Source organism: Polaribacter sp. Z014, assembly GCF_023555435.1.
Lineage (GTDB): Bacteria > Bacteroidota > Bacteroidia > Flavobacteriales > Flavobacteriaceae > Polaribacter.
The window spans coordinates 12,679-38,219 of record NZ_JALCZP010000026.1 but is presented as its reverse complement, the minus strand read 5'-3'; the positions used below and the strand labels follow the sequence as shown (position 1 = coordinate 38,219).

At 31.0% G+C, this 25,541-nt stretch carries 23 protein-coding genes and 2 tRNA genes; 12 read left to right on the top strand and 13 right to left on the bottom strand.

Annotation, left to right across the window (positions count from 1 at the left end):
• Positions 1-7 precede the first annotated feature (7 nt).
• From MPF19_RS17135 to fbp, 4 genes are all read right to left on the bottom strand, one after another.
• Positions 8-93: transfer RNA gene (locus MPF19_RS17135), tRNA-Leu, on the bottom strand.
• 15 nt (positions 94-108) lie between these two features.
• A tRNA-Gly gene (locus MPF19_RS17130) sits at positions 109-180 on the bottom strand.
• A gap of 507 nt (positions 181-687) precedes the next feature.
• On the bottom strand, positions 688-1,296 hold the full coding sequence (locus tag MPF19_RS17125) for a superoxide dismutase (protein WP_203394818.1): 609 nt from the start codon (positions 1,294-1,296) through the stop codon (positions 688-690).
• Positions 1,297-1,407: 111 nt separating this feature from the next.
• Positions 1,408-2,418 (bottom strand): class 1 fructose-bisphosphatase, encoded by a 1,011-nt coding sequence (gene fbp, locus MPF19_RS17120; RefSeq protein ID WP_203394819.1) that lies wholly within the window; start codon positions 2,416-2,418, stop codon positions 1,408-1,410.
• Between the two features lie 174 nt (positions 2,419-2,592).
• On the opposite strand from fbp, the gene MPF19_RS17115 reads away from it, so the two are divergent.
• The 3 genes from MPF19_RS17115 (at position 2,593) to MPF19_RS17105 (ending at position 6,575) form a co-directional block, all read left to right on the top strand.
• On the top strand, positions 2,593-3,072 hold the full coding sequence (locus MPF19_RS17115) for a GNAT family N-acetyltransferase (protein ID WP_249989483.1): 480 nt from the start codon (positions 2,593-2,595) through the stop codon (positions 3,070-3,072).
• A gap of 126 nt (positions 3,073-3,198) precedes the next feature.
• Positions 3,199-4,452, top strand: coding sequence for an aspartate kinase (locus MPF19_RS17110; RefSeq protein ID WP_249989480.1), 1,254 nt, complete (start codon positions 3,199-3,201; stop codon positions 4,450-4,452).
• Between the two features lie 317 nt (positions 4,453-4,769).
• Positions 4,770-6,575: a GNAT family N-acyltransferase gene (locus MPF19_RS17105; RefSeq protein WP_249989479.1), complete on the top strand. Its 1,806-nt coding sequence runs from the start codon at positions 4,770-4,772 to the stop codon at positions 6,573-6,575.
• 324 nt (positions 6,576-6,899) lie between these two features.
• Here the strand turns inward: MPF19_RS17105 and MPF19_RS17100 are convergent, their stop codons facing one another.
• Genes MPF19_RS17100 through MPF19_RS17085 form a run of 4 tightly spaced genes read right to left on the bottom strand, consistent with a single transcriptional unit; the run spans position 6,900 to position 10,173 of the window.
• Entirely contained in the window at positions 6,900-8,099 is a 1,200-nt protein-coding gene (locus MPF19_RS17100) for a glutamate-5-semialdehyde dehydrogenase (protein WP_249989477.1), read from the bottom strand.
• Between the two features lie 10 nt (positions 8,100-8,109).
• Entirely contained in the window at positions 8,110-8,880 is a 771-nt protein-coding gene (proB, locus tag MPF19_RS17095; protein WP_249989476.1) for a glutamate 5-kinase, read from the bottom strand.
• A gap of 1 nt (position 8,881) precedes the next feature.
• Positions 8,882-9,688: a pyrroline-5-carboxylate reductase gene (gene proC / locus MPF19_RS17090; protein ID WP_249989474.1), complete on the bottom strand. Its 807-nt coding sequence runs from the start codon at positions 9,686-9,688 to the stop codon at positions 8,882-8,884.
• A 47-nt stretch (positions 9,689-9,735) separates the two neighbouring features.
• Complete coding sequence (locus MPF19_RS17085; RefSeq protein WP_249989471.1) at positions 9,736-10,173, bottom strand: GNAT family N-acetyltransferase; 438 nt, start codon at positions 10,171-10,173, stop codon at positions 9,736-9,738.
• Positions 10,174-10,595: 422 nt separating this feature from the next.
• On the opposite strand from MPF19_RS17085, the gene MPF19_RS17080 reads away from it, so the two are divergent.
• The 7 genes from MPF19_RS17080 to MPF19_RS19380 all read left to right on the top strand — a co-directional run bounded on the left by MPF19_RS17080 (position 10,596) and on the right by MPF19_RS19380 (position 17,251).
• Complete coding sequence (locus MPF19_RS17080; RefSeq protein ID WP_203394826.1) at positions 10,596-10,955, top strand: phage holin family protein; 360 nt, start codon at positions 10,596-10,598, stop codon at positions 10,953-10,955.
• A gap of 92 nt (positions 10,956-11,047) precedes the next feature.
• Positions 11,048-12,370, top strand: a complete 1,323-nt coding sequence (gene tig, locus MPF19_RS17075; protein WP_249989469.1) for a trigger factor — start codon at positions 11,048-11,050, stop codon at positions 12,368-12,370.
• Positions 12,371-12,533: 163 nt separating this feature from the next.
• On the top strand, positions 12,534-13,196 hold the full coding sequence (clpP, locus tag MPF19_RS17070) for an ATP-dependent Clp endopeptidase proteolytic subunit ClpP (protein ID WP_203394828.1): 663 nt from the start codon (positions 12,534-12,536) through the stop codon (positions 13,194-13,196).
• Positions 13,197-13,305: 109 nt separating this feature from the next.
• Positions 13,306-14,544, top strand: coding sequence for an ATP-dependent Clp protease ATP-binding subunit ClpX (clpX, locus tag MPF19_RS17065; RefSeq protein WP_203394829.1), 1,239 nt, complete (start codon positions 13,306-13,308; stop codon positions 14,542-14,544).
• 224 nt (positions 14,545-14,768) lie between these two features.
• Positions 14,769-16,790 (top strand): DNA primase, encoded by a 2,022-nt coding sequence (gene dnaG / locus MPF19_RS17060; RefSeq protein WP_249989467.1) that lies wholly within the window; start codon positions 14,769-14,771, stop codon positions 16,788-16,790.
• Between the two features lie 102 nt (positions 16,791-16,892).
• The gene (locus MPF19_RS19385) at positions 16,893-17,024 is read left to right on the top strand and encodes a hypothetical protein (RefSeq protein WP_261971860.1); all 132 of its coding nucleotides are present in this window, start codon (positions 16,893-16,895) and stop codon (positions 17,022-17,024) included.
• 95 nt (positions 17,025-17,119) lie between these two features.
• Positions 17,120-17,251: a hypothetical protein gene (locus MPF19_RS19380; protein ID WP_284041579.1), complete on the top strand. Its 132-nt coding sequence runs from the start codon at positions 17,120-17,122 to the stop codon at positions 17,249-17,251.
• On the opposite strand, the gene nadE is transcribed toward MPF19_RS19380, so the two are convergent.
• Positions 17,243-18,031 (bottom strand): NAD(+) synthase, encoded by a 789-nt coding sequence (gene nadE, locus MPF19_RS17055; protein ID WP_249989465.1) that lies wholly within the window; start codon positions 18,029-18,031, stop codon positions 17,243-17,245. The two genes, MPF19_RS19380 and nadE, sit on opposite strands and share 9 nt — an antisense overlap.
• Positions 18,032-18,090: 59 nt before the next feature.
• Here nadE and gldB point away from each other — a divergent pair, with 59 nt between their 5' ends.
• Positions 18,091-19,050, top strand: a complete 960-nt coding sequence (gldB, locus tag MPF19_RS17050) for a gliding motility lipoprotein GldB (RefSeq protein ID WP_249989463.1) — start codon at positions 18,091-18,093, stop codon at positions 19,048-19,050.
• A complete protein-coding gene (gene gldC, locus MPF19_RS17045) occupies positions 19,050-19,382 on the top strand; it encodes a gliding motility protein GldC (protein ID WP_203394833.1) in 333 nt (110 codons plus the stop codon). Before gldB ends, gldC begins: the two co-directional genes overlap by 1 nt.
• 361 nt (positions 19,383-19,743) lie before the next feature.
• On the opposite strand, the gene MPF19_RS17040 is transcribed toward gldC, so the two are convergent.
• From MPF19_RS17040 to rpsO, 4 genes are all read right to left on the bottom strand, one after another.
• On the bottom strand, positions 19,744-21,255 hold the full coding sequence (locus tag MPF19_RS17040; RefSeq protein WP_203394834.1) for an OmpA family protein: 1,512 nt from the start codon (positions 21,253-21,255) through the stop codon (positions 19,744-19,746).
• A 67-nt stretch (positions 21,256-21,322) separates the two neighbouring features.
• Positions 21,323-22,447 carry a 2-amino-4-hydroxy-6-hydroxymethyldihydropteridine diphosphokinase gene (gene folK / locus MPF19_RS17035; protein ID WP_249989462.1) on the bottom strand — a complete coding sequence of 375 codons (1,125 nt, stop codon included), beginning with the start codon at positions 22,445-22,447 and terminating at the stop codon, positions 21,323-21,325.
• Between the two features lie 120 nt (positions 22,448-22,567).
• The gene (locus MPF19_RS17030) at positions 22,568-24,799 is read right to left on the bottom strand and encodes a polyribonucleotide nucleotidyltransferase (RefSeq protein WP_249989461.1); all 2,232 of its coding nucleotides are present in this window, start codon (positions 24,797-24,799) and stop codon (positions 22,568-22,570) included.
• 279 nt (positions 24,800-25,078) lie between these two features.
• On the bottom strand, positions 25,079-25,348 hold the full coding sequence (gene rpsO / locus MPF19_RS17025; RefSeq protein ID WP_203394837.1) for a 30S ribosomal protein S15: 270 nt from the start codon (positions 25,346-25,348) through the stop codon (positions 25,079-25,081).
• Positions 25,349-25,541 lie beyond the last annotated feature (193 nt).

Below are 25,541 nucleotides of genomic sequence, written 5' to 3'. Positions count from 1 at the left end.
GTTATTGTACTGAAGGCGGGACTTGAACCCGCACGGCCATTACTGACCACTGGATTTTAAGTCCAGCGTGTCTACCAATTCCACCACTTCAGCATGGTAATAGAATAGAGCGAAAGACGGGATTTGAACCCGCGACCCCCACCTTGGCAAGGTGATGCTCTACCCCTGAGCTACTTTCGCAGTCGTTATTTTTAAAGAACTTTTCTTTTTAATTACCCTTATTCCTAAGAGCGGTGCAAATATAATATCTTTTATTGTTCTGGCAAATTTTTATTTAATTTTTTTGAATTTTTAAATCAAATATTTTTTTGATAAAATGAACCCTTTTTTTTGTTACTAAAAAAAGATAATATAGCTGGTGTAATTTATAATAATAAAATGTTTTCTAATTAACTTTTCATCGTGAAAGAGACGTTTTTAAAGAAGGTAATATGTTTTATGTATTGTTTTTATCTTTTAACAAAAGGTGTTGTAACGGTGTGCTTATAATTGATAGTTATAAATTAAGACTTAATAATAGAAAGTAAGTTTAGGAATTTTAAATCTTGGTAAGAAAGTGTGTGTTGTATACATAAAAAAGCATCCTAAAATTTAGGATGCCTTTTTTATGTATAGATTTTGAGTAATCTCATTTTTTTATTTCAGAATTTTACATCTGAGTGAGATACCTAAAGTAACTGCGTTGCCTTATTTTGCTGCTGCGTAACGTTTTTCAGCTTCGTTCCAGTTAATTACATTAAAAAATGCATTAATATAATCTGGTCTTCTATTTTGGTAGTTTAAGTAGTAAGCATGTTCCCAAACATCTAATCCTAAGATAGGAGTTCCGCCACAAGTAACACCTGGCATTAATGGGTTGTCTTGGTTTGGTGTAGAACAAACTTCTACTTTTCCTCCTGGTAAAACACATAACCAAGCCCAACCAGAACCAAATTGAGTAGCTGCTGCTTTAGAAAAAGCTGCAATAAAATCATCTTTGGTACCAAAAGCAGCTTCAATAGCATCTTTTAATTCACCAGATAAATAACCTCTATCGTTTGGGTTTAATACAGTCCAAAATAATGAATGATTGTAAAAACCACCACCATTATTTCTTACAGCTCCATTGCTCATATCTAAATTAGTAAGAATATCTTCAATAGATTTTCCTTCTAAATCTGTTCCTGCAATTGCGTTGTTTAAGTTATTTGTGTAACCTTGGTGATGTTTTGTATGGTGAATTTCCATAGTTCTTGCATCAATATTTGGTTCTAACGCATCATAAGCGTATCCTAATTCTGGTAATTGAAAAGCCATTTTTTATATATTTTAAAGTTAGTGTATTATTTACGATTGTAAAATTAACCATAAATGGATGGTTTTACAAGAAATTTATGTTCTGATAATTTATTACGGTATAAAGAAGATTTATTCCCCGTATTTCTGCATAAATTCTTCTAATTCTTCAACCATATTTATGCTACCACAAATAAAAGGAACTCTTTGGTGTAATTCTGTAGGCTGTACATCCATAGTTCTAGTGTAACCATCAGAAGATTTACCATTTGCTTGTTCCGCAATAAAAGCCATAGGGTTACATTCGTATAGTAAACGTAATTTACCGTTAGGGTTTCTAGAACCTTTTGGATACATGTAAATTCCTCCTTTAATCATATTTCTATGAAAGTCAGAAACTAAAGATCCAATATATCTACTAGTATAAGGTCTGTCTCCTTCTTCTTCCTGACAATATTTAATATATTTTTTTACGCCTAAAGGAAAATCTAAATAATTTCCTTCGTTTACAGAATACATAGTTCCATCTTCTGGAAATTGCATGTTAGGGTGTGATAAGTAAAAAGAACCAATAGCTGGGTTTAGGGTAAAACCATTAACACCATCTCCGGTTGTGTACACAATCATGGTAGAAGTACCATAAACAACATACCCTGCTGCCACCTGCTCACTTCCTTTTTGTAAAAAATCTTCTAATTGTACAGGAGTTCCTGTTGGAGTAATACGTCTGTAAATAGAAAAAATGGTACCTACAGAAACATTTACATCAATATTAGAAGAACCATCTAAAGGGTCTATTAAAACAACGTATTTATTTTGATTATTTTCATCGATACTATTAATTGAAATAAAACTATCTTCTTCTTCGCTGGCTATTCCGCAAACAATATTTCTTCTTGTTAAAGTCTGTATAAACTTATCGTTGGCGTAAACATCTAATTTTTGTTGATCTTCACCTTGTATATTTGTGTCTCCTGCCGCACCAATAATGTCTACCAAACCAGCTTTATTTACTTCGTGATTCACCACTTTTGCTGCTAATCGTATAGAGTTGAGGAGACTAGAAAGCTCTCCTGAACTATATTTAAAAGCATGTTGATTTTCAATAATAAATTCACCTAAAGTTTGTTTTTGTAATGCCATGATACCTATAATGTTATTTTTGTAACAAATATCTAATTTTTTTAAAGTTACTACAACGTTTTAGTTGTTTAATTTTTCTTCAAAAATTTAAACAAATCAAAAATAACTGTGTAAAATATTTAAATATTTTTAGTAGATATGAAAAAAACTATCTTTGACTAAAATTTATATAAAATGGATTTTATAGTACGATTAGGAGAGAAAAAAGACATGCAATCTGTATTGAATTTAATTACAGAGTTGGCTGTTTTTGAGAAAGAACCAGATGCGGTAGAAATTACGGTAGAAGATTTAATAAATGATGGTTTTTCTAAGAATCCTCAGTTTAAAGTGTTTGTTGCAGAACAAGAGAATAAAATTATTGGTATTGCCTTGTTTTATGAGCGTTTTTCTACTTGGAAAGGAAAGTCTATTCATTTAGAAGATCTAATAGTTACACAAAGTAAGCAAAAAATTGGTGCGGGAAAAGCGCTATATACAGCTGTTTTAAAATATGCACACGATAATAATTACAATAGAGTTGCTTGGGAAGTAATAGATTGGAATACCAATGCTGTAGAATTTTATAAAAGTACAGGAGCCACTTATTTAAGTGATTGGTCTGTGGTGCAAATGAATAAAGAAAACTTAACTAAATTTATTCAAAACAATTAAAAATTTACCACATAAAATCATAGGCTATGTTTCCTCAGATTCAATGTGGTAAGAGAAGTCGCAAGTGAGTTGTGTAGTACTTACTTAGTAATTCTTGTTAAAAATAATTTAAATTAATAATTAGAAATGAAAATTTTTAAATTTGGAGGAGCGTCTGTAAAAGATGCCGCAAGTGTAAAAAATGTAACTCAGATTTTACAAAGCGAAGGGACGGAAAATACAGTAGTTGTAATTTCTGCAATGGGAAAAATAACGAATGCTTTTGAAGAAGTAATAGATGCATATTACAACAAGACAGATAAGTTGTCTGAAAACTTAGGTATTATAGAAGTTTTTCATAAAAATTTAATGAATGATTTGTTTGATAAAAACGATGAAATTTATAAAGAAATAGATATCCTTTTAGGGGAGTTAAGTTGGTTTTTGGCAAGAAATACTTCACAGAGATATAATTATGTTTATGATCAAATTATTTGTTTTGGAGAGCTTTTATCAACCAAAATAGTAAGTGCGTATTTAACCAAAATTGGTGTAGAAAATAACTGGTTTGATGTTAGAAACTACATAAAAACAGATAGTAATTATAGAGATGCAAAAGTAGATTGGAACTTAACACAAGAACTAATTAGTAAAAAATTAGATGCATCTAAACTAAATATAACCCAAGGTTTTATTGCAGCTAATGATACAGAAAACACCACTACTTTAGGTAGAGAAGGGTCTGATTATACAGCCGGTATTTTTGCGTATTGTTTAGATGCCGAAAATGTAACTATTTGGAAAGATGTACCAGGAGTTTTAAATGCAGATCCAAGAGTTTTTACAGATACTACTTTATTAGAGCAAATTTCTTATGAAGAAGCTATAGAAATGGCATTTTACGGAGCTTCTGTAATTCATCCAAAAACATTACAACCTTTAGAAAGAAAAGATATTCCGTTATTGGTGCGTTCTTTTGTGAATCCTAAAGAAACAGGTACAAGAGTTTCTAAAGGAAAAATGTTAGAACCTTTTATACCTTGTTTTATTGTAAAGAAAGACCAAATATTAGTTTCTATTTCTGCATTAGATTTCTCTTTTATGGTAGAAAATAATATCAGTTATATCTTTCAAAAACTACACGAATATCAGCTAAAAGTAAACCTAATTCAAAATTCTGCTATTAGTTTTTCTGTTTGTATTGATAATAAATTTAATAAGTTCGATGCTTTTTATGAAGAGTTAAAAACTCAGTTTAAAATTGATGTTCAAAAAGGGGTAGATTTGTTTACAGTACGTCATTTTAATGAAGAAGCTGTTGCAAGTATCGAGGCCAAAGGAACTTCTTTATTAACACAAGTAAATAAAGAAACAAATCAAATAGTTTTAGCGTCTTATTAATCGGTTTAAAACGCATTGTAGTTTTATTATAACTAGCAGACTGTTCAAAAAAAAGAGGCTGTCTAAAAAGTGAATTTTTGTCAATCTGAATTTATTTCAGATTCTTTTGAAATTTGAATTTTAGTAAGTAAAGATGCTGAAAATAAGTTGAGCATGACAGGGGTTGTTGTTTTTTAGACAGCCTCTTTTTTGTTTCTTAAAAATAGGGAGATAAAATTGAATTTTACGAAATTCTTATTTTTGTATTGTTTTAATAACAATTTAGTAATTCAATATTTATTTTTTAGTATGTTTGTAGCTACGTCTAATTATAATTTATGGCATTAGTAACATCTAAAGAGATTGCGCAAGTTGTTGGTTTACAGAAATTTGGATTTTTAGGAACTTTTGTAGGATGGATTCTTTTAAGAATACTTCGCATTTCTGCTATTAATAAAATCTATGATAAGAATAAAAACAAGTCTAATTTAGATTTTTTAAACGGAATTTTAGATGATTGTAATATCAAATTTGAAATTCCGGAAGAAGATTTAAAAAGAATTCCTAAGGACGGACCCTTTATTACTGTTTCTAATCACCCATTGGGTGGTATAGATGGTGTTTTATTATTAAAACTACTAATAGAAAAAAGAGCAGATTATAAAATTATAGCAAATTTCTTATTACATAGAGTAGAACCTTTAAAACCTTATGTAATGCCAGTAAATCCTTTTGAAACAAGAAAGGATGCAAAATCTAGTGTAGCCGGAATTAAAAGTGCATTATCACATTTAAAAGAAGGGAACCCTTTGGGGATTTTCCCTGCAGGAGAAGTTTCTACTTATAAAGATGGTAGATTAAATGTAGATAAGCCTTGGGAAGAAGGAGCTGTGCGATTTATTAAAAAAGCGAATGTACCCGTAATTCCTATTTATTTTCATGCAAAAAATAGTCGCTTATTTTACTTTTTATCAAAAATATCAGACACTTTAAGAACGGCAAAATTACCTTCGGAAGTAATATCTCAAGGAGGTAGAGTGATAAAAGTAAGAATAGGAAAACCAATTTCGGTTAAAGACCAAGATGAGTACAAAGATATTTCTGCTTATTCAGAATTTATCAGAAAGAAAACCTATATGTTGGCAAATCCTTTTGAGAAAGCCCATAAGTTGCTTTCTACTCAGAATATCAAAATTAAAAAATCAGCTAAAAAAATAACGCCTCAAAGAAGTATAGATTTATTTGTAAAAGAAGTAGATGCTTTAAGAGAGGGAGATGGTAGGTTGTTAGAAAGTAAGAATTACGAAGTGTTTTTTGCCAGTGCTAAAGAGATTCCTAATTTATTACATGAAATTGGTAGATTGCGCGAAATTACCTTTAGAGATGTTGGTGAAGGCACAAATAAAGCGATAGATTTAGATAAGTTCGATAAATATTATCACCACTTATTATTGTGGGACAGAGAAGCAAACTGTTTAGCTGGTGCTTACAGAATGGGGCTTGGAAAAGAAATCTTTAAAAAATATGGCATCAACGGATTTTATATTCAAACCTTGTTTAGGATAGAGCCAGAACTGCATCAAATGATGGAGAATACTATAGAGATGGGTAGGGCTTTTATTATTGGCGAATATCAGCAAAAACCAATGCCTTTGTTTTTATTATGGAAAGGAATTGTACACGTAACATTGCGTTATCCAGAATATAAATATTTAATGGGCGGTGTTTCTATTAGCAATCAGTTTTCAGATTTCTCAAAATCGTTAATGATAGAGTTTATGAAATCTCATTATTACGATCCTTATATTGCACAATACATTTATCCGAAGAAAGAGTTTAAGGTAAAATTAAAAGACGGAGACAAAGATTTTGTATTTGATGCTACCAAGGCAGACATGCAAAAATTCGATAAAATTATCGATGAAATAGAACCAGGAGCCCTAAGAATCCCTGTTCTTATTAAAAAGTACGTGAAACAAAATGCACGATTGGTTGCGTTTAATGTAGACCCTAAATTTAATAATGCCGTAGATGGTTTAATGTATATTAAAGTATCAGACATTCCAGATAGCACTGTAAAACCAGTTATGGAAGAGTTTCAGGCAGAATTAGAGCGTAAGGCTACAGAAATGCAGAATAAGTAATAAAGATTTTTTTATTTGGGCGTTACCCAAAAGGGTCGGGCTTTGCGTTGCAAGTCCTCGGTCGTTCCTCCCCTGTGGGCTTTTCACTGCAATCCCTAACGCGGGCTTGTTTATAAAGGTAAAGTTTATTTTATTACTTTTTGTTGCTTTAGATTAGAGGCTATTGCTTGTTTTTAATTAGTGACGGTACCATTAATGTTACAGCACTATAAAACCAGTTATAGAAGAATAAATAAACTTATTGTTTTTTTTCGCTAACGTAAATTGAATATCATCGAGTTTAAACGCTGTACCCAAACGTTAGCGAGCTATTATTAAATAATTTTATACACGCACATTTCCATCTCCAACAATAAAATATTTATTGGTAACTAATTTCTTTAATCCTAACGGACCTCTGTGATGTAATTTGTCTGTACTAATTGCTAACTCTGCACCAACACCTAATTGACCACCATCTGTAAACCTCGTTGAAGAGTTTTTGTAAACAGCAGCGCAATCTACTTGTTGCATAAAATCAGCTGCATTTTCATCATTGGTTGTCATTATTGCAGCCGAATGTCCGCCAGAATATTTATTAATCATTTTAGTAGCTTCGTCTAAATTTTGTACAGTACCAATACAACATTTTAAGGCTAAGAATTCTTCTTTCCATACACTGGTATCAGTAATTAAAGGCTCGTCTGTTAATACTTTTTTAATACTTTTATCAACTAAAATAGTTACGTTTCTTTCCTTTAAAACTGTTTGCAGTTCTTTTATTTTTTGGTTGTAATCTAAGATGTTTTCATTGATAAGAATTTTATCTAACGCATTACATGCAGATATTTTAGCTGTTTTTGCGTTGATGATAACGGCTAATGTTTTGTCCCATTCTGCACTAGTATCAACATATATAAAATTGTTTCCTCTTCCGCTAATTAAAACAGCACATGTAGCATGTTCTTTTACAAAATTAATTAGGCGTTCGCCACCTCTTGGTACAATTAAATCTAATTGTTCTGTAGGGCTTTTTAAAAAAGCTTGTGTTTCTGTTCTATCCATTTGCAACAACTTTATATAATCTTTACTTAGATTATTTTCGGTTAATGCTTTGTGCCAAAGATTTACTAATATTTTATTACTGTGTATGGCTTCTTTACCACCTTTTAGTAGAATTCGATTATTAGATTTAAAGGCTAAAACGGCAGCTTCTACAGTAACATCTGGTCTCGATTCATAGATAATCATAATGGTACCAAATGGAGCCGTTTTATTAGTCACTTTTAAACCGTTCTCTAAAGTTTTATCACTTATAATTTGATTTACTGGGTCTTCTTGCGCTTTTACTTCATTGATAGCTTTTATCATTCCATCAATTTTTTGATCGTTTAAAATTAAACGATCAAACATTGCTTGATCTTCTTTATTAAAAGCATCTAAATCTCTTTTATTTGCTTTTAACAAGGTTTCTCGATTTTTATCAAGAATTCTTGTCATGCTTGTTAATACTTTATTTTTTATAGTTGTGTTTAATAATTTCATTCTATAGGTTTTAAAGTGCCACTTTTGTACCGACAGACTTTCCGTCAATAATATCAATAATCGTGTTATCTCTTTTTCCATTTGCAATATAAGTAGGTATGTTATTTGATGCAGCTTCTTGTGCGTAATCTAATTTAGAACCCATTCCGCCTCTACCTTCTCCGGGTTTCTTATTGCTATCTTTTATGTATTTGTCTAAATCTTCATCTGGGTTTACATTGGTAATTAAATTGCTGCTTTCTGCTTCTGGATGCCCTGTGTACAGTCCGTCAATATCTGTTAGAATAATTAATTTATCCGCATTTATTAACTGCGCAATTAAACTCGCTAATTCATCATTGTCAGAAAACATAGACATGGTAACAGAAACGGCATCGTCTTCATTGGCAATTGGTATTACGCCTTCAGATAACAAACCTTCGCAACAATTAATCATGTTTTGTCTATGCACTCCAGGAGAAAAATCTCTCTTTGTAGGCAAAACTTGTGCGCATTTCATGCCGTAATCATTAAAAAGGTTGTAATAATGACGCATCATTCTTGGTTGACCAATTGCAGAATATACTTGTCTTCTTTGAGTATCATTTTCAATACTAGATTCTCCTAAAATCTCTTTACCTGCAATTACAGATCCAGAAGAAACCAAAATACAAATAATGCCACGTTCGTATAATTCTGCAACTTGTTTAACTAAGCGTCTTAAAACAGGTCTAACAATTCTGTTATCTCTGTTTGTCATTACGTTGGTACCTACTTTAATTACTATTCTTTCTTTGTACATTTTAATTTTCTTTACCCATTTCTACAGCTCTGTTAAAAGCAGCAAAAGCGGCGTCTTTAATTAATTCATTTACATTATTATCTTCCATAGAATCTAGTGCAGCACGTGTGGTACCTCCCTTAGAAGCTACTTTTTCCATCCAAGAATTTGGCGATAAGTTAGATTGATTAAATAACTCGATAGCTCCAGTAAAAGTCTGACTTACCAAAACAGAAGAATCATTTTTAGAAAAGCCCATTTTTAATGCGGCCTCCATCATGCTTTGCATAAAGTAAAATACATAAGCAGGTCCACTTCCAGAAATTCCTGTAGAAGCATCAATTAATTTTTCACTGGTTACTTCCATAGATTTACCAGTGGTGTCTAATAAACTTTCTACGGTTAATTTTTCTAACCTAGATACTTCTTCCGAAGTTACGTAAGACGTTAAACCTTTACCAATTTGCGCTGGTAAGTTTGGCATTGCTCTTACTATTTTATCTAATCCAGAGTATTTTTTGATGTTTTCTATATTAACACCAGCCATAATAGATACAATTACCTGACCCGGTTTTGTAAAGGGTTTTAATGCTTTAAATAAGTTTTCTGCGTGGTATGGTTTTACGGCAATAAAGATAATGTCTGCTTTTGGTACACAATCTTCTAGTTCCTCAAAGGCATCAAAGTGAGATATGTTATTTAGTTCTTCTAGCTTTTCTGCAGATTTGTCTAAAACCATGATGTTTTTTTTCTTTAACAATCTAGATTTAGACATTCCTTGAGCGTACGTTAGCCCCATGTTTCCTGCGCCAATTACTAATATTTTCATTTTTTTGTGTTAAGTGTTACTATTATTTTTGTGTTTTATTTTGTGTATTACTTGTATAAAGTCATTTGAATTTTCTTTGACTCGAATCCGTTTTTCTTAAATAGTTCAATAGCATTATTGTTTTTATTGATGTTTAAAGAAAGGTTTCCGTTGCAATAGTTGCTAGCCTCTTTTATTAATTTTGTAGCAATTTTTTGATATCTATACTCTTTGTGAACGGCCAGATAAGTGATAAGGTTTTCAGATTGATATTCACTCATGCCTGTTTTATTAACTATAATTGCTCCAATTATTTTGTCTTTTTCTTCTATAATAAATGCATAGCCACCTAGATTAGATGTTTCTTTGGCAGCATATAAAAGTGATTTACGAATGGCACTTTTGTCCTCTTTACAGTCGTCTTCTAAGTGCTTGTGTAAAAATTTTGAAATTTTATTAATATTTATGTAAGACATCCTCGTAAAGGCGTCAAAAGTTTTAATCATCATCATTATTTCTATTGATTTGATTTATCTAAAACGATAAGTAGTGAAAAGCTAAAAAAAAGAAGTTAAACGGCAGTGCGTTTATTTACAGAAAAGGGTGAGGAGGTATGAATTTTTTAGGTTGGTTTTTAAACACTAAAAAATTAAAGTTGAATATTCTAAAGTTACGCTGTTTGTGTATCCTTATTTTCATTCTGCAAAGGTATAAAAAGCATTTGCCACTATCAAATTATATAGGTTTAATAAGGAAAAATCTTGTTTTAGAGTTTTATATTGTCTAATTCTGTTTTATCGAAAATTCAGTGAGCGAAGTTCAAGGGATATTAATCTTACAACAAACGAAATAATATTCAAAACATGACAAAAAAGCAGTCTTTTTCATTTGGTATAGTTTTCGCTTTTAACCAACCAAATTATAGAGTATGAAAACCTTTTTAAAAATATTATTAACGGCTATTGCAGTAATTGTTTTAGCTAATATCTTACCAGGTATTTCGGTAGCAGGTTATACTTCGGCAATTATTGTTGCAGTGGTTATTTCGTTGCTAAATATGTTTGTAAGACCACTTTTAATCTTCTTTACATTACCCGCAACCATTGTTACATTTGGTTTGTTTATTTTTGTAATTAATGCTTGTATTGTATTATTGGCAGATAAATTAGTAGATGGTTTTGCCGTTACCGGTTTTTTCTATGCCTTATTATTCAGTATTTTACTGTCTATTTTTAGATCGGCATTATTTTCATTATTAAAAGAAGATAATAAAACCATACAAAACTAAATAACAATACTGAATTAGAAGTATTTAACATTTGTGCAATCAATTAAAATCATTAATTTTGCACTCGATTTTTCAAGATAAAAGAACAAGAAATGAATATTACAAAAGAAAACATTGATGCGTTAAACGCAGTTGTAAAAGTAGATATCGTTGCAGATGATTATCAAGCAAAAGTATCAGATTTATTAACAGATTACCGTAAAAAGGCAGATGTTCCTGGTTTTAGAAAAGGACATGTACCAATGGGTATGATTAAAAAGCAGTATGGTAAATCTATTATGATAGATGAGGTAAACAAGCTTTTACAAGAATCTTTAAATAAATTTATAGCAGAAGAAAAATTAGAAATGTTAGGTAATCCTTTACCTAGAATGAAAGAAGATTTTAACTGGGATGCAGATTCTTTTTCTTTTGAATTTGAACTAGGTTTAGCGCCTGTTTTTGATGTAGATTTAAAAGCAAAAGAGGCGGTTACACAATATAATATTGTTGCAACAGAAGAATTACTTGACGAAGAAGTTAAGAACATTCAAACTCGTTACGGTAAAGTAAGTGCAATAGATATTGCAACTGAAGAAGCAAATATTACAGGTACTTTTGTAAATGAAGAAAACGAAATTAACAAAAAATCTACCTTTATCATAAAAGACCTAAATGGTGATGACAACATAGCTAAATTAGTGGGTGCTAAAGTTGGTGATGTAATTGAGTTAGGTACAAAAGACCTATTTGAAGATGCGCATAGATTACAACACATTTTAGGTGTTGAACATGATGTAATTCACGGTTTAGATATTACAGTTTCTTTTACTGTAGAAGAAATTACAAAAACAGAACCAGCAGATTTAGACAAAGAATTGTTTGATAAATTATTTGCTGACGGAAGTGTAACTACTGTATCTGAATTAAGAGAAAAAATTAAAGAAGACGCAGAAAAGCAATTTCAACAACAAGGAGATCAACAATTATTAAATGCCGTAACAGAACATTTAGTAGAAAATACAAAGTTTGATTTACCATCAGAGTTCTTAAAAAAATGGTTAAGAACAGCAGGAGAAAAGCCTTTAACAGAAGATGAAGCTACTGCAGAATTTGAAAAATCAGAAAAAGGGTTACGTTATCAATTAATCGAAGGAAAGGTTATGAAAGATAATGACATCAAAATAGATTATACAGAATTGGTAGACTATGCAAAAGGATTTATCCGCACGCAAATGGCGCAATTTGGTAATACAAATCCAGAAGAACAAGAATTGGATGATATTGCTGGTAGAATCTTACAAAACCAAGAAGAAGCTCAAAAATTACAATCTCAATTAATAAGCAATAAATTATTGACTTTTTACAAAGAGAACATGAATTTTAAATCGAAAGAGCTTTCTTACGAAGATTTTATTAAAGAGGTTTATAAATAACAGTCTCAGACTGTTTTCAGTATTACACTCTGTTTTTTATGCAGAGAATAAAAATAGAAAACCTGAATTGTTAGATTCAGGTTTTTTTAGCGACAAACCCAAACAACATAGTAAGAAATAGTTCTTATATTTACAGTATTAAACTTAAAAAAGCATCATAATAATGGATTACGGAAAAGAGTTCGAAAAATACGCAACAAAACATCACGGAATTAACAGCAACTATTATGGCAAGATTACAAGTAGTGTAACGCCATATATTATGGAAGAGCGCCAAATGAACATTACGCAAATGGATGTTTTTTCTCGTTTAATGATGGATAGAATTATCTTTTTAGGAACAGGAATTAATGACCAGGTAGCAAATATTATTCAAGCTCAGTTATTGTTTTTAGAAAGTGTAGATGCTAATAAAGATATTTCAATTTACATCAATTCTCCAGGTGGAGGTGTCTATGCAGGTTTAGGTATTTATGATACTATGCAGTTTATTAAGCCAGATGTAGCAACAATTTGTACAGGTATGGCAGCTTCTATGGGAGCCGTTTTAATGTGTGCAGGAGCAGCAGGTAAACGTTCTGCATTACCACACTCTAGAGTTATGATTCACCAACCTTTAGGAGGTGCACAAGGTCAGGCTTCAGATATAGAAATTACTGCAAGAGAAATTATAAAGTTAAAAGGAGAGTTGTATGATATTATTGCACACCACTCTGGTCAAACTGTAGAAAAAGTACATGACGATTCTGATAGAGATTATTGGATGAAAGCAGATGAAGCAAAAGCTTACGGAATGATTGATGAAGTTTTAGCTAGAAAAAAGTAATTTTTTAAAGCTATTAGCCTTTTGCAATTATCCAATAGCAAAAGATAGATTTTTAAAGCAAAAGGCTATGTGCCAAAAGCATATAGCCAAAAGCGAAAAGCGAAATATAATGTCGAAAGAAGAAAATTTAGAATGTTCGTTTTGCGGACGAAAAAAAGCAGAAACAGACTTGTTAATAGCAGGTATGGATGCTCATATATGCGATAAATGTATAGAACAAGCCTACGGTATTGTTCAGGAAGAAATTTCTGAAGGAAAATCTAGCGACTTATCTAAAGATTTAACGCTAAAGAAACCTTTGCAAATTAAAGAGTTTTTAGATCAATACATTATTGGTCAATTAGAAACTAAAAGAGCAATGGCAGTAGCGGTTTATAATCATTACAAAAGATTACTACAAACCAAAGACGATAAAGACGATGTAGAAATAGAGAAATCTAACATTGTTTTAGTTGGAGAAACCGGAACCGGAAAAACCTTAGTAGCAAAAACAATTGCAAGAATGTTAAACGTTCCTTTTGCTATTGTAGATGCCACTGTTTTAACGCAAGCTGGGTATGTTGGTGAAGATGTAGAAAGTATTTTAAGTAAATTATTACAAGCTGCAGATTACGATGTAGAAAAAGCGCAAAGAGGTATTATTTTTATCGATGAAATAGATAAAATTGCTCGTAAAGGAGACAATCCATCAATAACAAGAGATGTTTCTGGTGAAGGAGTACAGCAAGCTTTATTAAAATTATTAGAAGGTACTGTTGTAAATGTTGCGCCAAAAGGAGGTAGAAAACATCCGGAGCAGAAATTTATAGAAGTAGACACTAAAGAGATTTTATTTATTGCAGGTGGTGCTTTTTCTGGAATCGAAAGATATATTAGCAAGCGTTTAAATATGCAAGCTGTAGGTTTTGGAGCTTCTTTAGATGATGACAAAGTAGATGAAGAAAACTTGTTGCAATACATTATTCCTTCAGATTTAAAAGCTTTTGGTTTAATTCCGGAGATTATTGGACGTTTACCAGTTTTAAGCTACATGAATCCTTTAGATGCAAAAACATTAAGGTCTATTTTAACAGAACCAAAAAACGCTATTATAAAACAGTATACCAAGTTATTTACAATGGATGATGTGGCCTTTTCTATAGACGAAGAAGCTCTAAATTATATTGTAGAAAAAGCGGTAGAATATAAATTAGGAGCAAGAGGTTTGCGTTCTTTATGTGAGGCAATTTTTACAGATGCAATGTTCGATTTACCAAGTTCTAACGAAAAAGAACTAAATGTAACCAAAGCATATGCAGAAGCAAAATTATCTAATACAACATTAAAGAAATTAAAGGCAGCTTCTTAATTTTTTTTGGGCGTTACCACAAGGGTCAGGATTTCGCACTCGCTTTTTTTGTAAAAACAAAAAAGAGCTCAAACAATAGCTCAATCCTTAACGCTTAGAGCCAACTAAAAAAGGAAGTTTGTAAAATGTATTTTCAGACCTCACAGGTTTTTAAAACCTGTGAGGTCTTTATTTTTATAAAAAAACTTCTTATTATATTTGTATTACCTTTTAATCAAAATTCAATGATATTAAGAAGTACCATAGACCGCATTTTCGAATCTGCAAGAGTAGAAGAGGTTATTGGAGAATTTGTAGTGCTTAAAAAAGCAGGAAGTAACTTTAAAGGTTTGAGTCCGTTTACAGATGAAAAATCACCTTCTTTTATGGTGTCTCCAGTAAAACAAATCTGGAAAGATTTTTCTACAGGAAAAGGAGGGAACTCAGTTTCCTTTTTAATGGAGCATGAGCATTACACTTATCCAGAGGCTTTAAGATGGTTGGCCAAAAAGTACAATATAGAAATTGAAGAAGCAGAGCAATCATCTGAAGAAAAAGCGCAGATGAATGAACGTGAAAGTATGTTTATGGTTTCAACTTTTGCTAAAGATTATTTTCATGAGTTAATGCTTACTTCTAATAAAGGAAAAGCCATAGGATTATCTTACTTTAAAGAACGTGGTTTTACAGACGAAACCATTAAAAAGTTCGAATTAGGATATTGTATGGACGAGTGGGATAATTTTACAAATGCCGCTTTAAAGAAAGGCTACGACTTAAAATTTTTAGCATCCACCGGACTTACAATTGTAAAAGAAAACAAACAGTTCGATCGTTTTAAAGGACGTGTAATGTTTCCAATACACTCTATGTCGGGACGAATCTTAGGTTTTGGAGGACGAATTTTAACTGCCGATAAAAAAGCAGCTAAATATTTAAATTCACCCGAGAGTGATATTTACCATAAAAGTAAAATTCTCTACGGATTATACCAAGCAAAGAAAGAAATAGCCAAACAAGACAACTGTTTCTTAGTAGAAGGCTATACAGATGTTATTTCATTTAATCAATCTGGGGTAGAGAATGTAGTTGCATCTTCTGGTACGGCTTTAACACCGGATCAAATAAGATTGGTAAATAGATTAACAAAAAACATTACTGTACTTTTTGATGGTGATGCAGCCGGAATTAGAGCTTCTATTCGTGGTATAGATTTAATTCTAGAGCAAGGAATGAACGTAAAAGTAGTTCAGTTTCCAGACGGAGAAGATCCAGATAGTTTTGCTAAAGCCAATTCAAATGCAGAATTAGCAGTTTATTTAGAGGAATCTGCACAAGATTTTATCAACTTTAAAGTATCACTTTTATTAAAAGATTCTAACAACGATCCTATAAAAAAAGCCGGAGTAATTAGAGATATTGTAACAAGTATATCTAAAATACCTGATGGAATTCAAAGAGAAGTGTACGTGCAAGAATGTTCTAGAATTATGGATATTTCGGAGCGTGTATTATTTAGTGAATTAGCACAGTTATTAAAAAAAGGTCTGCAACAAAAAAGCAAACCAAGTAGGCAACAATACAGTCCGCAGCAAGACCCAAATGAGCCTCCACCAGAGTATTTTAAAGAGCAAGACCAAACTACCAAAATGGGATTGGTTAAAGGGGGGGCAATTGCGTCTCAGAAAATAGATCAGCTTTCAATTTTAGAAAATGAGATTATTAAAATTTTACTTTTATATGGAAATGAAGAAGTAGAATTTACCGAAGAGGTTTTGCATGTTGATGATAATGGAAAAGAAAAAATAGATGTAAGAAAATATGAGAATACGGTTTCCGCAGAAATTTATGTGCATTTACATGAAGACGAAATAGAATTTTCTAATGAACTTTTTCAAGAGATTTACACAGAAATTATTCATCAGTTAAATCAGTTAGAAAAATTAGATATTGATGGTTTAATTAATCATAAAAATACAGAAATATCTACCATTGTAACTTCCATTTTAATGGAGAAAGAAAACCCTAGTAGACAATTAAGTAATTGGGAAGGGCAGAACATAGAAGTAAAGTCTGCTTTAGAAGTTTTAGCCAAAGATGTTAACGATGTGGTTTATAATTTAAGGAGAGTTTTGATAGGGGAAAAGATTGACGAATTGATGAGTGAGGCAATATCAAACCAGGGCGGGCCAATAGATTTAGAGGTTATTAGAAATTATACAAGCTTGAAAATGAGACTCTTTGAAAAGCTGAATAGAGTAGTTTAATATTAACAAATTGTAAAATAGGGTGTTTATCCCTATAGTAATAATTTATAATCATATAGATTTTTTGTATATTGCACTCGCAAAAAGAAAACCCTCAGTGTTATGAAAAGATTATTACAATTTTTAAGAATTATTCAATTATTTCTATTATTACCATTTGAAATCTCATCAGGTTCTAAGAAAAGAGCGTATTTAAAGATTAAAAAAATGATGGTTGCAGCAAACCTATTGTAATCTTATTATTTTATAAAGTATAAGAAAGTCACATATAGTTTTATATGTGACTTTTTTATTAATTAGGTTTCTTATAAATAGATAAGGAAATTAAAATGAAAAAAATTGCTCAATTATTAAAAATAAGCTATCTAATTGTATTACTGCCTTTTGATATAGTAAAAGGTTCTAAAAAAAGAGCTTCTGTAAGAATTAAAAAATTAATGTTAGCTGCTAATTTATTGTAAGTCTTTTGGTATTTCACAAATAGGAATGGGAATCATTTTATGTTGATTAATTCTATTTAATCGTGAATAAATTTTAAATACTTCTTGTTCTCTTCCTGAAAAATCATTTTCAGATTTTCCATTATTTTGCATTTTCATTGCCCATTCTAATTCGTCGTAGGAAGCTCCTATTTGGTCTTCGTCAGTTCTACTATCTCCAAATAAACCATCTGTTGGTTGTGCTTTTTGTATTGAGTTTGGGACACCTAAAAATTCAGATAATTCATATACTTCAGATTTCATTAAATCTGCAATTGGGCTTAAATCTACACCTCCATCACCATATTTTGTGTAAAATCCAACACCAAAATCTTCAACTTTATTACCTGTTCCTGCTACTAAAGAACTATGTAAACCTGCTAAATAATATAAAGTTGTCATTCTTAGTCTTGCTCTTGTATTGGCTAAAGACAAATCTACTTTTGCAGATGGTGCTGCATTTGGCACTACATTTTTAAAATCTTCGAATGTTGAAGTTAAATCTACTTTTACATCAGAAACATTGCTAAAATTATTTTTTAATTGAGCAATATGCTCTTGTGCTCTAGTAACTTGACTAGGTGCTTGATGAATAGGCATTTCTACACATAAAGTAGGGAAACCTGTTTTTGCACATAGTGTAGAAGTAAGGGCAGAATCAATTCCACCAGAAACTCCAACGACAAATCCTTTTACTTTTGCATTTTTAGCATATTCTTTTAACCATTTTATGATGTACTCGGCAACCTTTTCCGTCTTCATTGATAAACTATTTTAGTATTTTTAACGTTCTTAAATCTAATGACTAAGATACAAATAATATGAGATTTTATTTTGTGAATTTAATGGTTTTATGGATGTTTTTTTCATGTACTGATAAAAAAAACACAGAAATTGATGTTTCTACAATAAATATTGATTTTTCGATAAAAAGGTACGAGGTAGATTTTTACAATACCACAGCTAATCAATTGCCTAACCTTAAAAATAAATATCCCTATTTATTTCCAAAATCATTTACAGATAGTTTGGCTATTTCTAAAATAGCTAATAAAGATGAACAAGAGTTATTTAAAGAAACTCAAAAATTATATAAGAATATTCCTGTGCTAAAATCACAATTAGCATCACTTTTTAAGCATGTTAAATATTATAATACCAATTTTAAAGCGCCCAATGTGGTTACTATTATATCTAATATAGATTACAATAGTAGAGTAATTTATGCAGATAGTTTATTATTTATTTCTTTAGATGCTTATTTAGGGAAAACGCATCGATTCTATTCAGACTACCCTAAATATATTAAAGAAAATAATAATAAAGAAAATATTATTGTGGATGTAGCAAATTCAATAATTAATAAGCAAGTTGTTCCATTACCTACTCGAAGTTTTTTATCAAAAATGATTCAGGAAGGAAAAAAAATGTACTTATTAGATATGTATTTACCTGCTGTTCCAGATAAATTAAAAATAGGATATTCAAGTGAAAACATGGATTGGACTCTTTATAATGAAGAAGATATTTGGAAATATTTTATAGAACGAAAATTGTTGTTTAGTACAGATACAAAATTGAACAAACGATTTTTAGAGAATGCTCCATTTTCTAAGTTTTATTTACAGAATGATAATGAATCTCCAGGAAGAATAGGGGTATGGTTAGGATGGAAAATAGTAAGGTCTTATATGCAAAATAATGATGTATCTTTGCAAGAATTATTAATAATTGATCCTGAAGAGTTATTCAAAAGATCAAAATACAAGCCTAAAAAATAATGTCAGTAAAACATAATTCACAAATTAATTTTGAAATTGGTTTAGATGAAAACAAAGTTCCAGAAGAAATTTCTTGGACAGCAAAAGACGGAGATATAAATAATGAAGCGTCTAAAGCTATTATGATATCTGTATGGGATCATAAGAAAAAAGATACTTTACGTATGGATTTATGGACAAAAGACATGCCTGTAGATGAAATGAAGCAATTCTATCATCAAACATTAGTATCTATGGCAGATACTTTTGAACGTGCCACAGATGATCAGAAGATGAGTGCTACGATGCGTGATTTTTGTGCTTATTTTGCAGAGAAGTTAGAGTTGAAGTAAGAGAAAATTATTACTTAATAAAAAAGGGTTGTCCAAATTAATTTGGACAACCCTTTTTTATTTAAGTTATTCTAATGGGCTTTAATTGTTAGATTCTATAAAGAAATCTCTTAAACAGAAACGAATACGACATACCCGGTTTTTTGTTATTTATAGATGTATTTTGATGAGGTAAATTTAGCAACTTAAAAATATAGATAAAGCTATATAGGTCTTTTTTTTACTAAATTTTTTAGTGAAATACTAGTTTTCTGTTTATACTTTATTGTGAGTGTCGTTGGTTTATTATGAGACAGTGTTATAAAAAAAAAGAGGCTACATTAAGTAGCCTCTTTTTTTGAATTAGATTGTGATTAATTAATTATTCATCAATTCTTTCTACAGTCCCAATAGCATCTATTGGTTTAATTTCAACTCTTCTGTTTAGTTGTCTTCCTCCAGCATTATCATTAGAGAATTTAGGTCTTGATTCACCATATCCTTTTGGTTCTAATCTTTCGCTAGAAATACCTTGTCTTATCATGTATTTTCTTACACTTTCTGCTCTTCTTTGAGATAAGTACAAGTTGTATCTATCACTATTTCTATCATCTGTATGACCTTCAATAACAAACCTTACATCTGGTATTTTTTTCATTAACATAACGATTTGGTCAATAGTACTATAAGATATTAATTTAATTACATCTTTATTAGTATCAAAGTAAATACTTGTTGCTAACAACCCAATTTGTTGTGTAATGTTAACAGGTGGTACTACTTCTTGTTTAGGACAACCTTTGTTTTCTACTGGACCAGGTGTATTTGGACATAAATCTTTAGCATCCATAACTCCATCTCCATCCGTATCAACATTTAAAGGACAACCTTCATTAGATATAGGACCATATTCTAGTGGACATTTATCTTTGTAATCTGGTAATCCATCTCCGTCTGTATCTATAGCCTGACCATTACCATAAACCATCGCTCCTATAGGTGTGTTTGGTTCTACATCTAATTGATCCATTACACCGTCATTATCTGTATCAATGATTTTAAATTCTGCTCCAGCAGGCTTGTCGGCAACCCAAATAATATATTCTTTTTTCTTTCCTAATTTTAGAACTACACCTAGGCTCGTTACAAAAAAGTTTTCCCAATTTTGTTTGTTAGAAATCGCAGCATCTAAATGATCTTCATGGTTGAAATACATACCAGTTCTAAATTCTAGATCTAAGCGTCTGCTTAATTTTCTTTTTATACCTAGTTGTGCAGATAAATAGATTGAACTTGCTTCAGATACGCTATTTCTTTCTGGGTTATATCCAAAATCAGCATCTGAAATCTTAGTGTAAGATCCATCAGAGTTTCTATCAAATAAAGCAGAATCGTATTGGTGATATCCAACACCAAAATATCCAGAAACATTCCATTTTCTAGCTTGTCTTCTATAAAGATTAGAAAAACTTACTATTAAATTTAATTCGGCACCATAGGCAGTACCTTCAAATTTCATGTTATCTCTATTAACTGTGGTTGGGACATACTTAAGATCGTACGTATTTGAGAAATATTGAGCTCCACCAGACATTTTAGTGTAAGTGGCTTTAAATTCAAGTCCTAATACTGGGTTAAACATTTTATCTACATAAACATAACCACCAAAATTCCAGTAGTTGGTATCATCACTAGTACCAATTGAACGTAAATCTCCATGCATAATGAAATTACTGAAACCACCAGCTATTGCCCAGGTATTGTTTTCTTTTATAATATCACTACCTTTTACTTCAGTACTGTCTTTGTATATAATATTTTTTTCATTCTTTTGACCGAATGATTGTGCAATTATAAAACTGCTAAATAGAATAAATAATATAATTCTCCTCATTTTTACTTTGAATTTTTGTTTTAACTATAATGGGGGAATGATCCCACAAAAATATAATATTATTTTTTTAAAAATGCTTAATTGTGTTAATAATTTTAAGATAGTCCTTTTTATTAGCTACGAAATCCATTTCTGACACATCTATTATTAGTGAATTTAGATTTTTTTCTGTTTTAATAAAACTTTTATATCCATTATGAATTTTTTTTAGATATGCCGGTTCAATTTTTTGTTCATAGTCTCTGCCTCTTCTTTTAATGTTTTCTAAGAGTCGTTCTGTATTTTGAAATAAATAAATATATAAATCTGGTTTTGTAATTTCTTTATACATTAAATCGAACATTTTTCTATACAGTAAGTACTCTTCTTTTTGTAATGTTACTTGGGCAAAAATTAAAGATTTAAAAATATAGTAATCTGATATAATAAAGTTCTTAAATAAGTCAAATTGTGCTAAATCATCTGTGAGTTGTTGATATCTATCGGCCAAAAAACTCATCTCTAATGGAAATGCATAGCGTTCTTTGTCTTCGTAAAATTTTGGTAGAAAAGGGTTGTCTGCAAAACGCTCTAAAACGGTTTTAGCATTAAACTCTGTAGAGATTAGATTTGCTAAAGTTGTTTTGCCTGCTCCAATGTTTCCTTCTATAGCAATATAGTTATATTTTTCAGATATAGGGATTGGTCTTTTTAGTGCTTCATTCACTTTTATAATTTCAGATGTATCGTCACAACCCTGTATACATATTGAAATTTGTTTTTTTTCTATGGGATGTATTACTGTTGGGGCTATTTCAGACAAAGGAATTAGTACAAATTTACGCTGTAACATTTTTGAATGTGGAACGATCAAAGTTTTAGAGAAGATAATATGATCTTCAAATAACAATATATCAATATCTATATTTCTATCTTGATAGCCTTCTTTTGTAGATCGTTGCCTACCTAGTTCATTTTCTATTTTTAATAAAGAACTCATTAAAGCTTCTGGTTGTTGATTGGTGGAAACTTTAATGCAAATATTATAGAAATCATTTCCATCAAATCCCCAAGAAGGTGTTTTGTAAATGGAAGATATTTTTAGAATACCACCAATATCGTCAGCTATTAAGTTAATGGCATTTTGTAGGTTTTCAAGTTTGTTTCCTTGGTTTGTTCCTAATGATAAATATGTAGTATGTTGTATGTTCATTGTTGAGTGCAAAGAAAATAAAAGCATTTTACAAAACCCCTATAAACAAAAAAAATCGCCAAAATTAATTGGCGATTTTTAATACTATTTTTAGATACTGAAACAAGTTCAGTAAAATATTTACTCTTCTTTTCTTGGAGCTCTAGGTTTTCTATCGTCTCTACGATTGTCTCTACCTCTGTTATCACGTCCACCAGAACGTTTATCATCTCTTGGTGGTCTTTCAACAAAACCTTCTGGTTTTGGTAAAATTGCTTTTCTAGAAACTTTTTCTTTACGTGTTCTTGGGTCTAAACCAAAGTATTTTACATCTAAAATATCTCCCATCTTAACAACATCAGAAACATTATCTGTGCGTTCCCAAGCTAATTCACTTACGTGTAATAAAACTTCGTTACCGGGAGCTTCAGTATATTCTACGACAGCACCAAAATCTAACATTTTGATCACTTTTACTTCATATACAGAACCTTTTTCTGGTTTAAATAACATAGACTCAATCTTAGCAATAACTGCTTCGATTCCTTCTGGTTTAGTTCCTAAAATTTCGATAATTCCTTCTTCTGTTACAGGATCTTCAGTAATTACAATTGTAGTTTCTGTTTCTTTCTGTAATTCTTGAATGTTTTTACCTCCTGGTCCAATAAAAGCACCAATTAATTCATTAGGTATTCTTCTATTCACCATTTTAGGAGCATGCGCTTTTACTTCTTCATTTGCAGCAGCAATTGTATCTGTAATTTTACCTAAAATATGAAAACGACCATCTCTTGCTTGTTTTAGTGCATTTACTAAAATTTCGTAAGAAAGACCTTTTACTTTTATGTCCATTTGACATGCTGTAATTCCTTCTGAAGTACCTGTTACTTTAAAGTCCATATCTCCTAAGTGATCTTCATCACCTAAAATATCAGATAAAACAGCATAACGATCTCCGTCAGAAATTAATCCCATAGCAATACCAGAAACTGGTCTTATCATTTTAACACCTGCATCCATTAATGCCATTGTACCAGCACAAACAGTTGCCATAGAAGAAGAACCGTTAGATTCTAAAACTTCAGATACTACTCTTACTGTATAAGGGCAATCTGCAGGAATCATTCCTTTTAATCCACGTTGTGCTAGGTTACCATGACCAACTTCTCTACGAGATGTTCCTCTTAATGGTCTAGCTTCACCTGTACAAAAAGGAGGGAAGTTATAGTGTAAATAGAAATTTTCTTCACCTTCGTAAGATGGCATATCTATTTTCATTGCATCCCTAGAAGTTCCTAAAGTTACAGTTGCTAAGGCTTGTGTTTCTCCACGAGTAAAGATAGAAGAACCGTGTACTGATGGTAAGTAATCTACTTCACACCAAATTGGTCTAATATCTGTTGTTTTACGTCCGTCTAAACGTAAACCTTCTGATAAAGTTAATTCTCTAACTGCTGCTTTTTGAGATTTATTGAAATATCTTCCAACTAAATCACCATAGTCAGCTAATTCTTCTTCAGTAAATGCTGCTTTTACTTCTTCTTTTATGTCTGCAAAAGCATTAGTACGTTCTACTTTAGAAGTTCCTTTTTTAGCAATTGCATAACACTTATCGTATGTAAGTTCATTAATTTTAGCTGCTAATTCTTCATCTTCTCTTTCTCCTTGGTATATTCTTGTTTCTTTCTTACCAAAAGCTTCAGCTAATGCAACTTGAGCAGCACACTGAACTTTAATAGCTTCATGGGCAAATTTAATTGCATCTGCCATTTCTTCTTCAGAAATTTCATCCATTTCACCTTCAACCATCATTACAGAATCTGCAGAAGCTCCAATCATCATGTCGATGTCAGATTCTGCTAATTGTGATCTGTTTGGGTTGATAACAAATTCTCCATTGATACGACCAACTCTAGCTTCAGAGATAGGGCATTCGAAAGGAAAATCTGATAATTGAATAGCTGCTGACGCTGCTAAACCTGCTAATGCATCTGGCATAACATCTTCATCATGAGACATTAATTGGATCATTACTTGTACTTCTGCATGGTAATCTTTAGGGAATAAAGGACGTAAAACACGGTCTACTAAACGCATTGTTAATACTTCTCCATCACTAGGTCTTGCTTCTCTTTTAAAGAAACCACCAGGATAACGACCTGCAGCCGCAAATTTTTCTCTATAATCTACTGTTAGTGGTAAAAAATCAACGTCAGATTGTTTGTAGTTAGAAACTACCGTACATAATAACATTGCTTTACCCATTTGAACAACAACAGAACCGTGTGCTTGTTTTGCTAATTTACCGGTTTCTAATGAGATAGTTCTACCATCTCCAAGGTCTATAACCTCTCTAAATACTTTTGGAATCATAAATTTAAATTCTAAATTTTTAATTTGTTTGTTGTTGTGTTGTTGTACGTTGTTGCAATGGAAATTCAAAAATGCTGTTACTATTTTTGATTTTTTTTTCTACTTTCGCAGAAATGTGGTTAATTAATTTAACCTTTTTATATAGATTCTGTTTGTTAGTCAGAATAAATTACTTTTTAGTTTCCCACTTTCGTGGGATTAAAACCTGACATTTGTAATAAACTAGATAGGTTTTAAAATAAAAAAGAGGCACGTTTATAGAGCCTCTTTTTGTAAGAATTATTTTCTAATTCCTAATTCTGCGATAATTGCACGATATCTTACAATATCAGTTTTCTTTAGATAATCTAATAAACTTCTACGTTTACCAACTAACATTACTAATGAACGCTCTGTGTTATAATCTTTACGATTATTTTTTAAGTGCCCAGTTAAATGGTTGATTCTGTGCGTAAATAATGCGATTTGACCTTCTGAAGAACCAGTATCGTTTTTTCCTTTACCGTGTTTTTCGAAGATGCTTTCTTTTACTTCTTTAGTTAAATACATTCCAATATTATTTAAATGATTATTATGTACATCAATGATAATTTCATTGAAGCTGCAAAGATATAATTATTTTTTTAATTTGGAATAGTAAAAAGAACACATTATTCATCTCTCTAAGAGATGTAAAGTAATCTTTTTAATTGTTTGTAATAAAAAGATTACTTCGTTTTAAGAGCTTATAGTAACGAGTTGT

What these genes read in the sequence shown, in the direction of transcription:
- MPF19_RS17125 (WP_203394818.1), bottom strand. Translation starts at nt 1,296, where the DNA reads ATGGCTTTTCAATTACCAGAATTAGGATACGCTTATGATGCGTTAGAA.
- fbp (WP_203394819.1), bottom strand. Translation starts at nt 2,418, where the DNA reads ATGGCATTACAAAAACAAACTTTAGGTGAATTTATTATTGAAAATCAA.
- MPF19_RS17115 (WP_249989483.1), top strand. Translation starts at nt 2,593, where the DNA reads ATGGATTTTATAGTACGATTAGGAGAGAAAAAAGACATGCAATCTGTA.
- MPF19_RS17110 (WP_249989480.1), top strand. Translation starts at nt 3,199, where the DNA reads ATGAAAATTTTTAAATTTGGAGGAGCGTCTGTAAAAGATGCCGCAAGT.
- MPF19_RS17105 (WP_249989479.1), top strand. Translation starts at nt 4,770, where the DNA reads ATGGCATTAGTAACATCTAAAGAGATTGCGCAAGTTGTTGGTTTACAG.
- MPF19_RS17100 (WP_249989477.1), bottom strand. Translation starts at nt 8,099, where the DNA reads ATGAAATTATTAAACACAACTATAAAAAATAAAGTATTAACAAGCATG.
- proB (WP_249989476.1), bottom strand. Translation starts at nt 8,880, where the DNA reads ATGTACAAAGAAAGAATAGTAATTAAAGTAGGTACCAACGTAATGACA.
- proC (WP_249989474.1), bottom strand. Translation starts at nt 9,688, where the DNA reads ATGAAAATATTAGTAATTGGCGCAGGAAACATGGGGCTAACGTACGCT.
- MPF19_RS17085 (WP_249989471.1), bottom strand. Translation starts at nt 10,173, where the DNA reads ATGATTAAAACTTTTGACGCCTTTACGAGGATGTCTTACATAAATATT.
- MPF19_RS17080 (WP_203394826.1), top strand. Translation starts at nt 10,596, where the DNA reads ATGAAAACCTTTTTAAAAATATTATTAACGGCTATTGCAGTAATTGTT.
- tig (WP_249989469.1), top strand. Translation starts at nt 11,048, where the DNA reads ATGAATATTACAAAAGAAAACATTGATGCGTTAAACGCAGTTGTAAAA.
- clpP (WP_203394828.1), top strand. Translation starts at nt 12,534, where the DNA reads ATGGATTACGGAAAAGAGTTCGAAAAATACGCAACAAAACATCACGGA.
- clpX (WP_203394829.1), top strand. Translation starts at nt 13,306, where the DNA reads ATGTCGAAAGAAGAAAATTTAGAATGTTCGTTTTGCGGACGAAAAAAA.
- dnaG (WP_249989467.1), top strand. Translation starts at nt 14,769, where the DNA reads ATGATATTAAGAAGTACCATAGACCGCATTTTCGAATCTGCAAGAGTA.
- MPF19_RS19385 (WP_261971860.1), top strand. Translation starts at nt 16,893, where the DNA reads ATGAAAAGATTATTACAATTTTTAAGAATTATTCAATTATTTCTATTA.
- MPF19_RS19380 (WP_284041579.1), top strand. Translation starts at nt 17,120, where the DNA reads ATGAAAAAAATTGCTCAATTATTAAAAATAAGCTATCTAATTGTATTA.
- nadE (WP_249989465.1), bottom strand. Translation starts at nt 18,031, where the DNA reads ATGAAGACGGAAAAGGTTGCCGAGTACATCATAAAATGGTTAAAAGAA.
- gldB (WP_249989463.1), top strand. Translation starts at nt 18,091, where the DNA reads ATGAGATTTTATTTTGTGAATTTAATGGTTTTATGGATGTTTTTTTCA.
- gldC (WP_203394833.1), top strand. Translation starts at nt 19,050, where the DNA reads ATGTCAGTAAAACATAATTCACAAATTAATTTTGAAATTGGTTTAGAT.
- MPF19_RS17040 (WP_203394834.1), bottom strand. Translation starts at nt 21,255, where the DNA reads ATGAGGAGAATTATATTATTTATTCTATTTAGCAGTTTTATAATTGCA.
- folK (WP_249989462.1), bottom strand. Translation starts at nt 22,447, where the DNA reads ATGAACATACAACATACTACATATTTATCATTAGGAACAAACCAAGGA.
- MPF19_RS17030 (WP_249989461.1), bottom strand. Translation starts at nt 24,799, where the DNA reads ATGATTCCAAAAGTATTTAGAGAGGTTATAGACCTTGGAGATGGTAGA.
- rpsO (WP_203394837.1), bottom strand. Translation starts at nt 25,348, where the DNA reads ATGTATTTAACTAAAGAAGTAAAAGAAAGCATCTTCGAAAAACACGGT.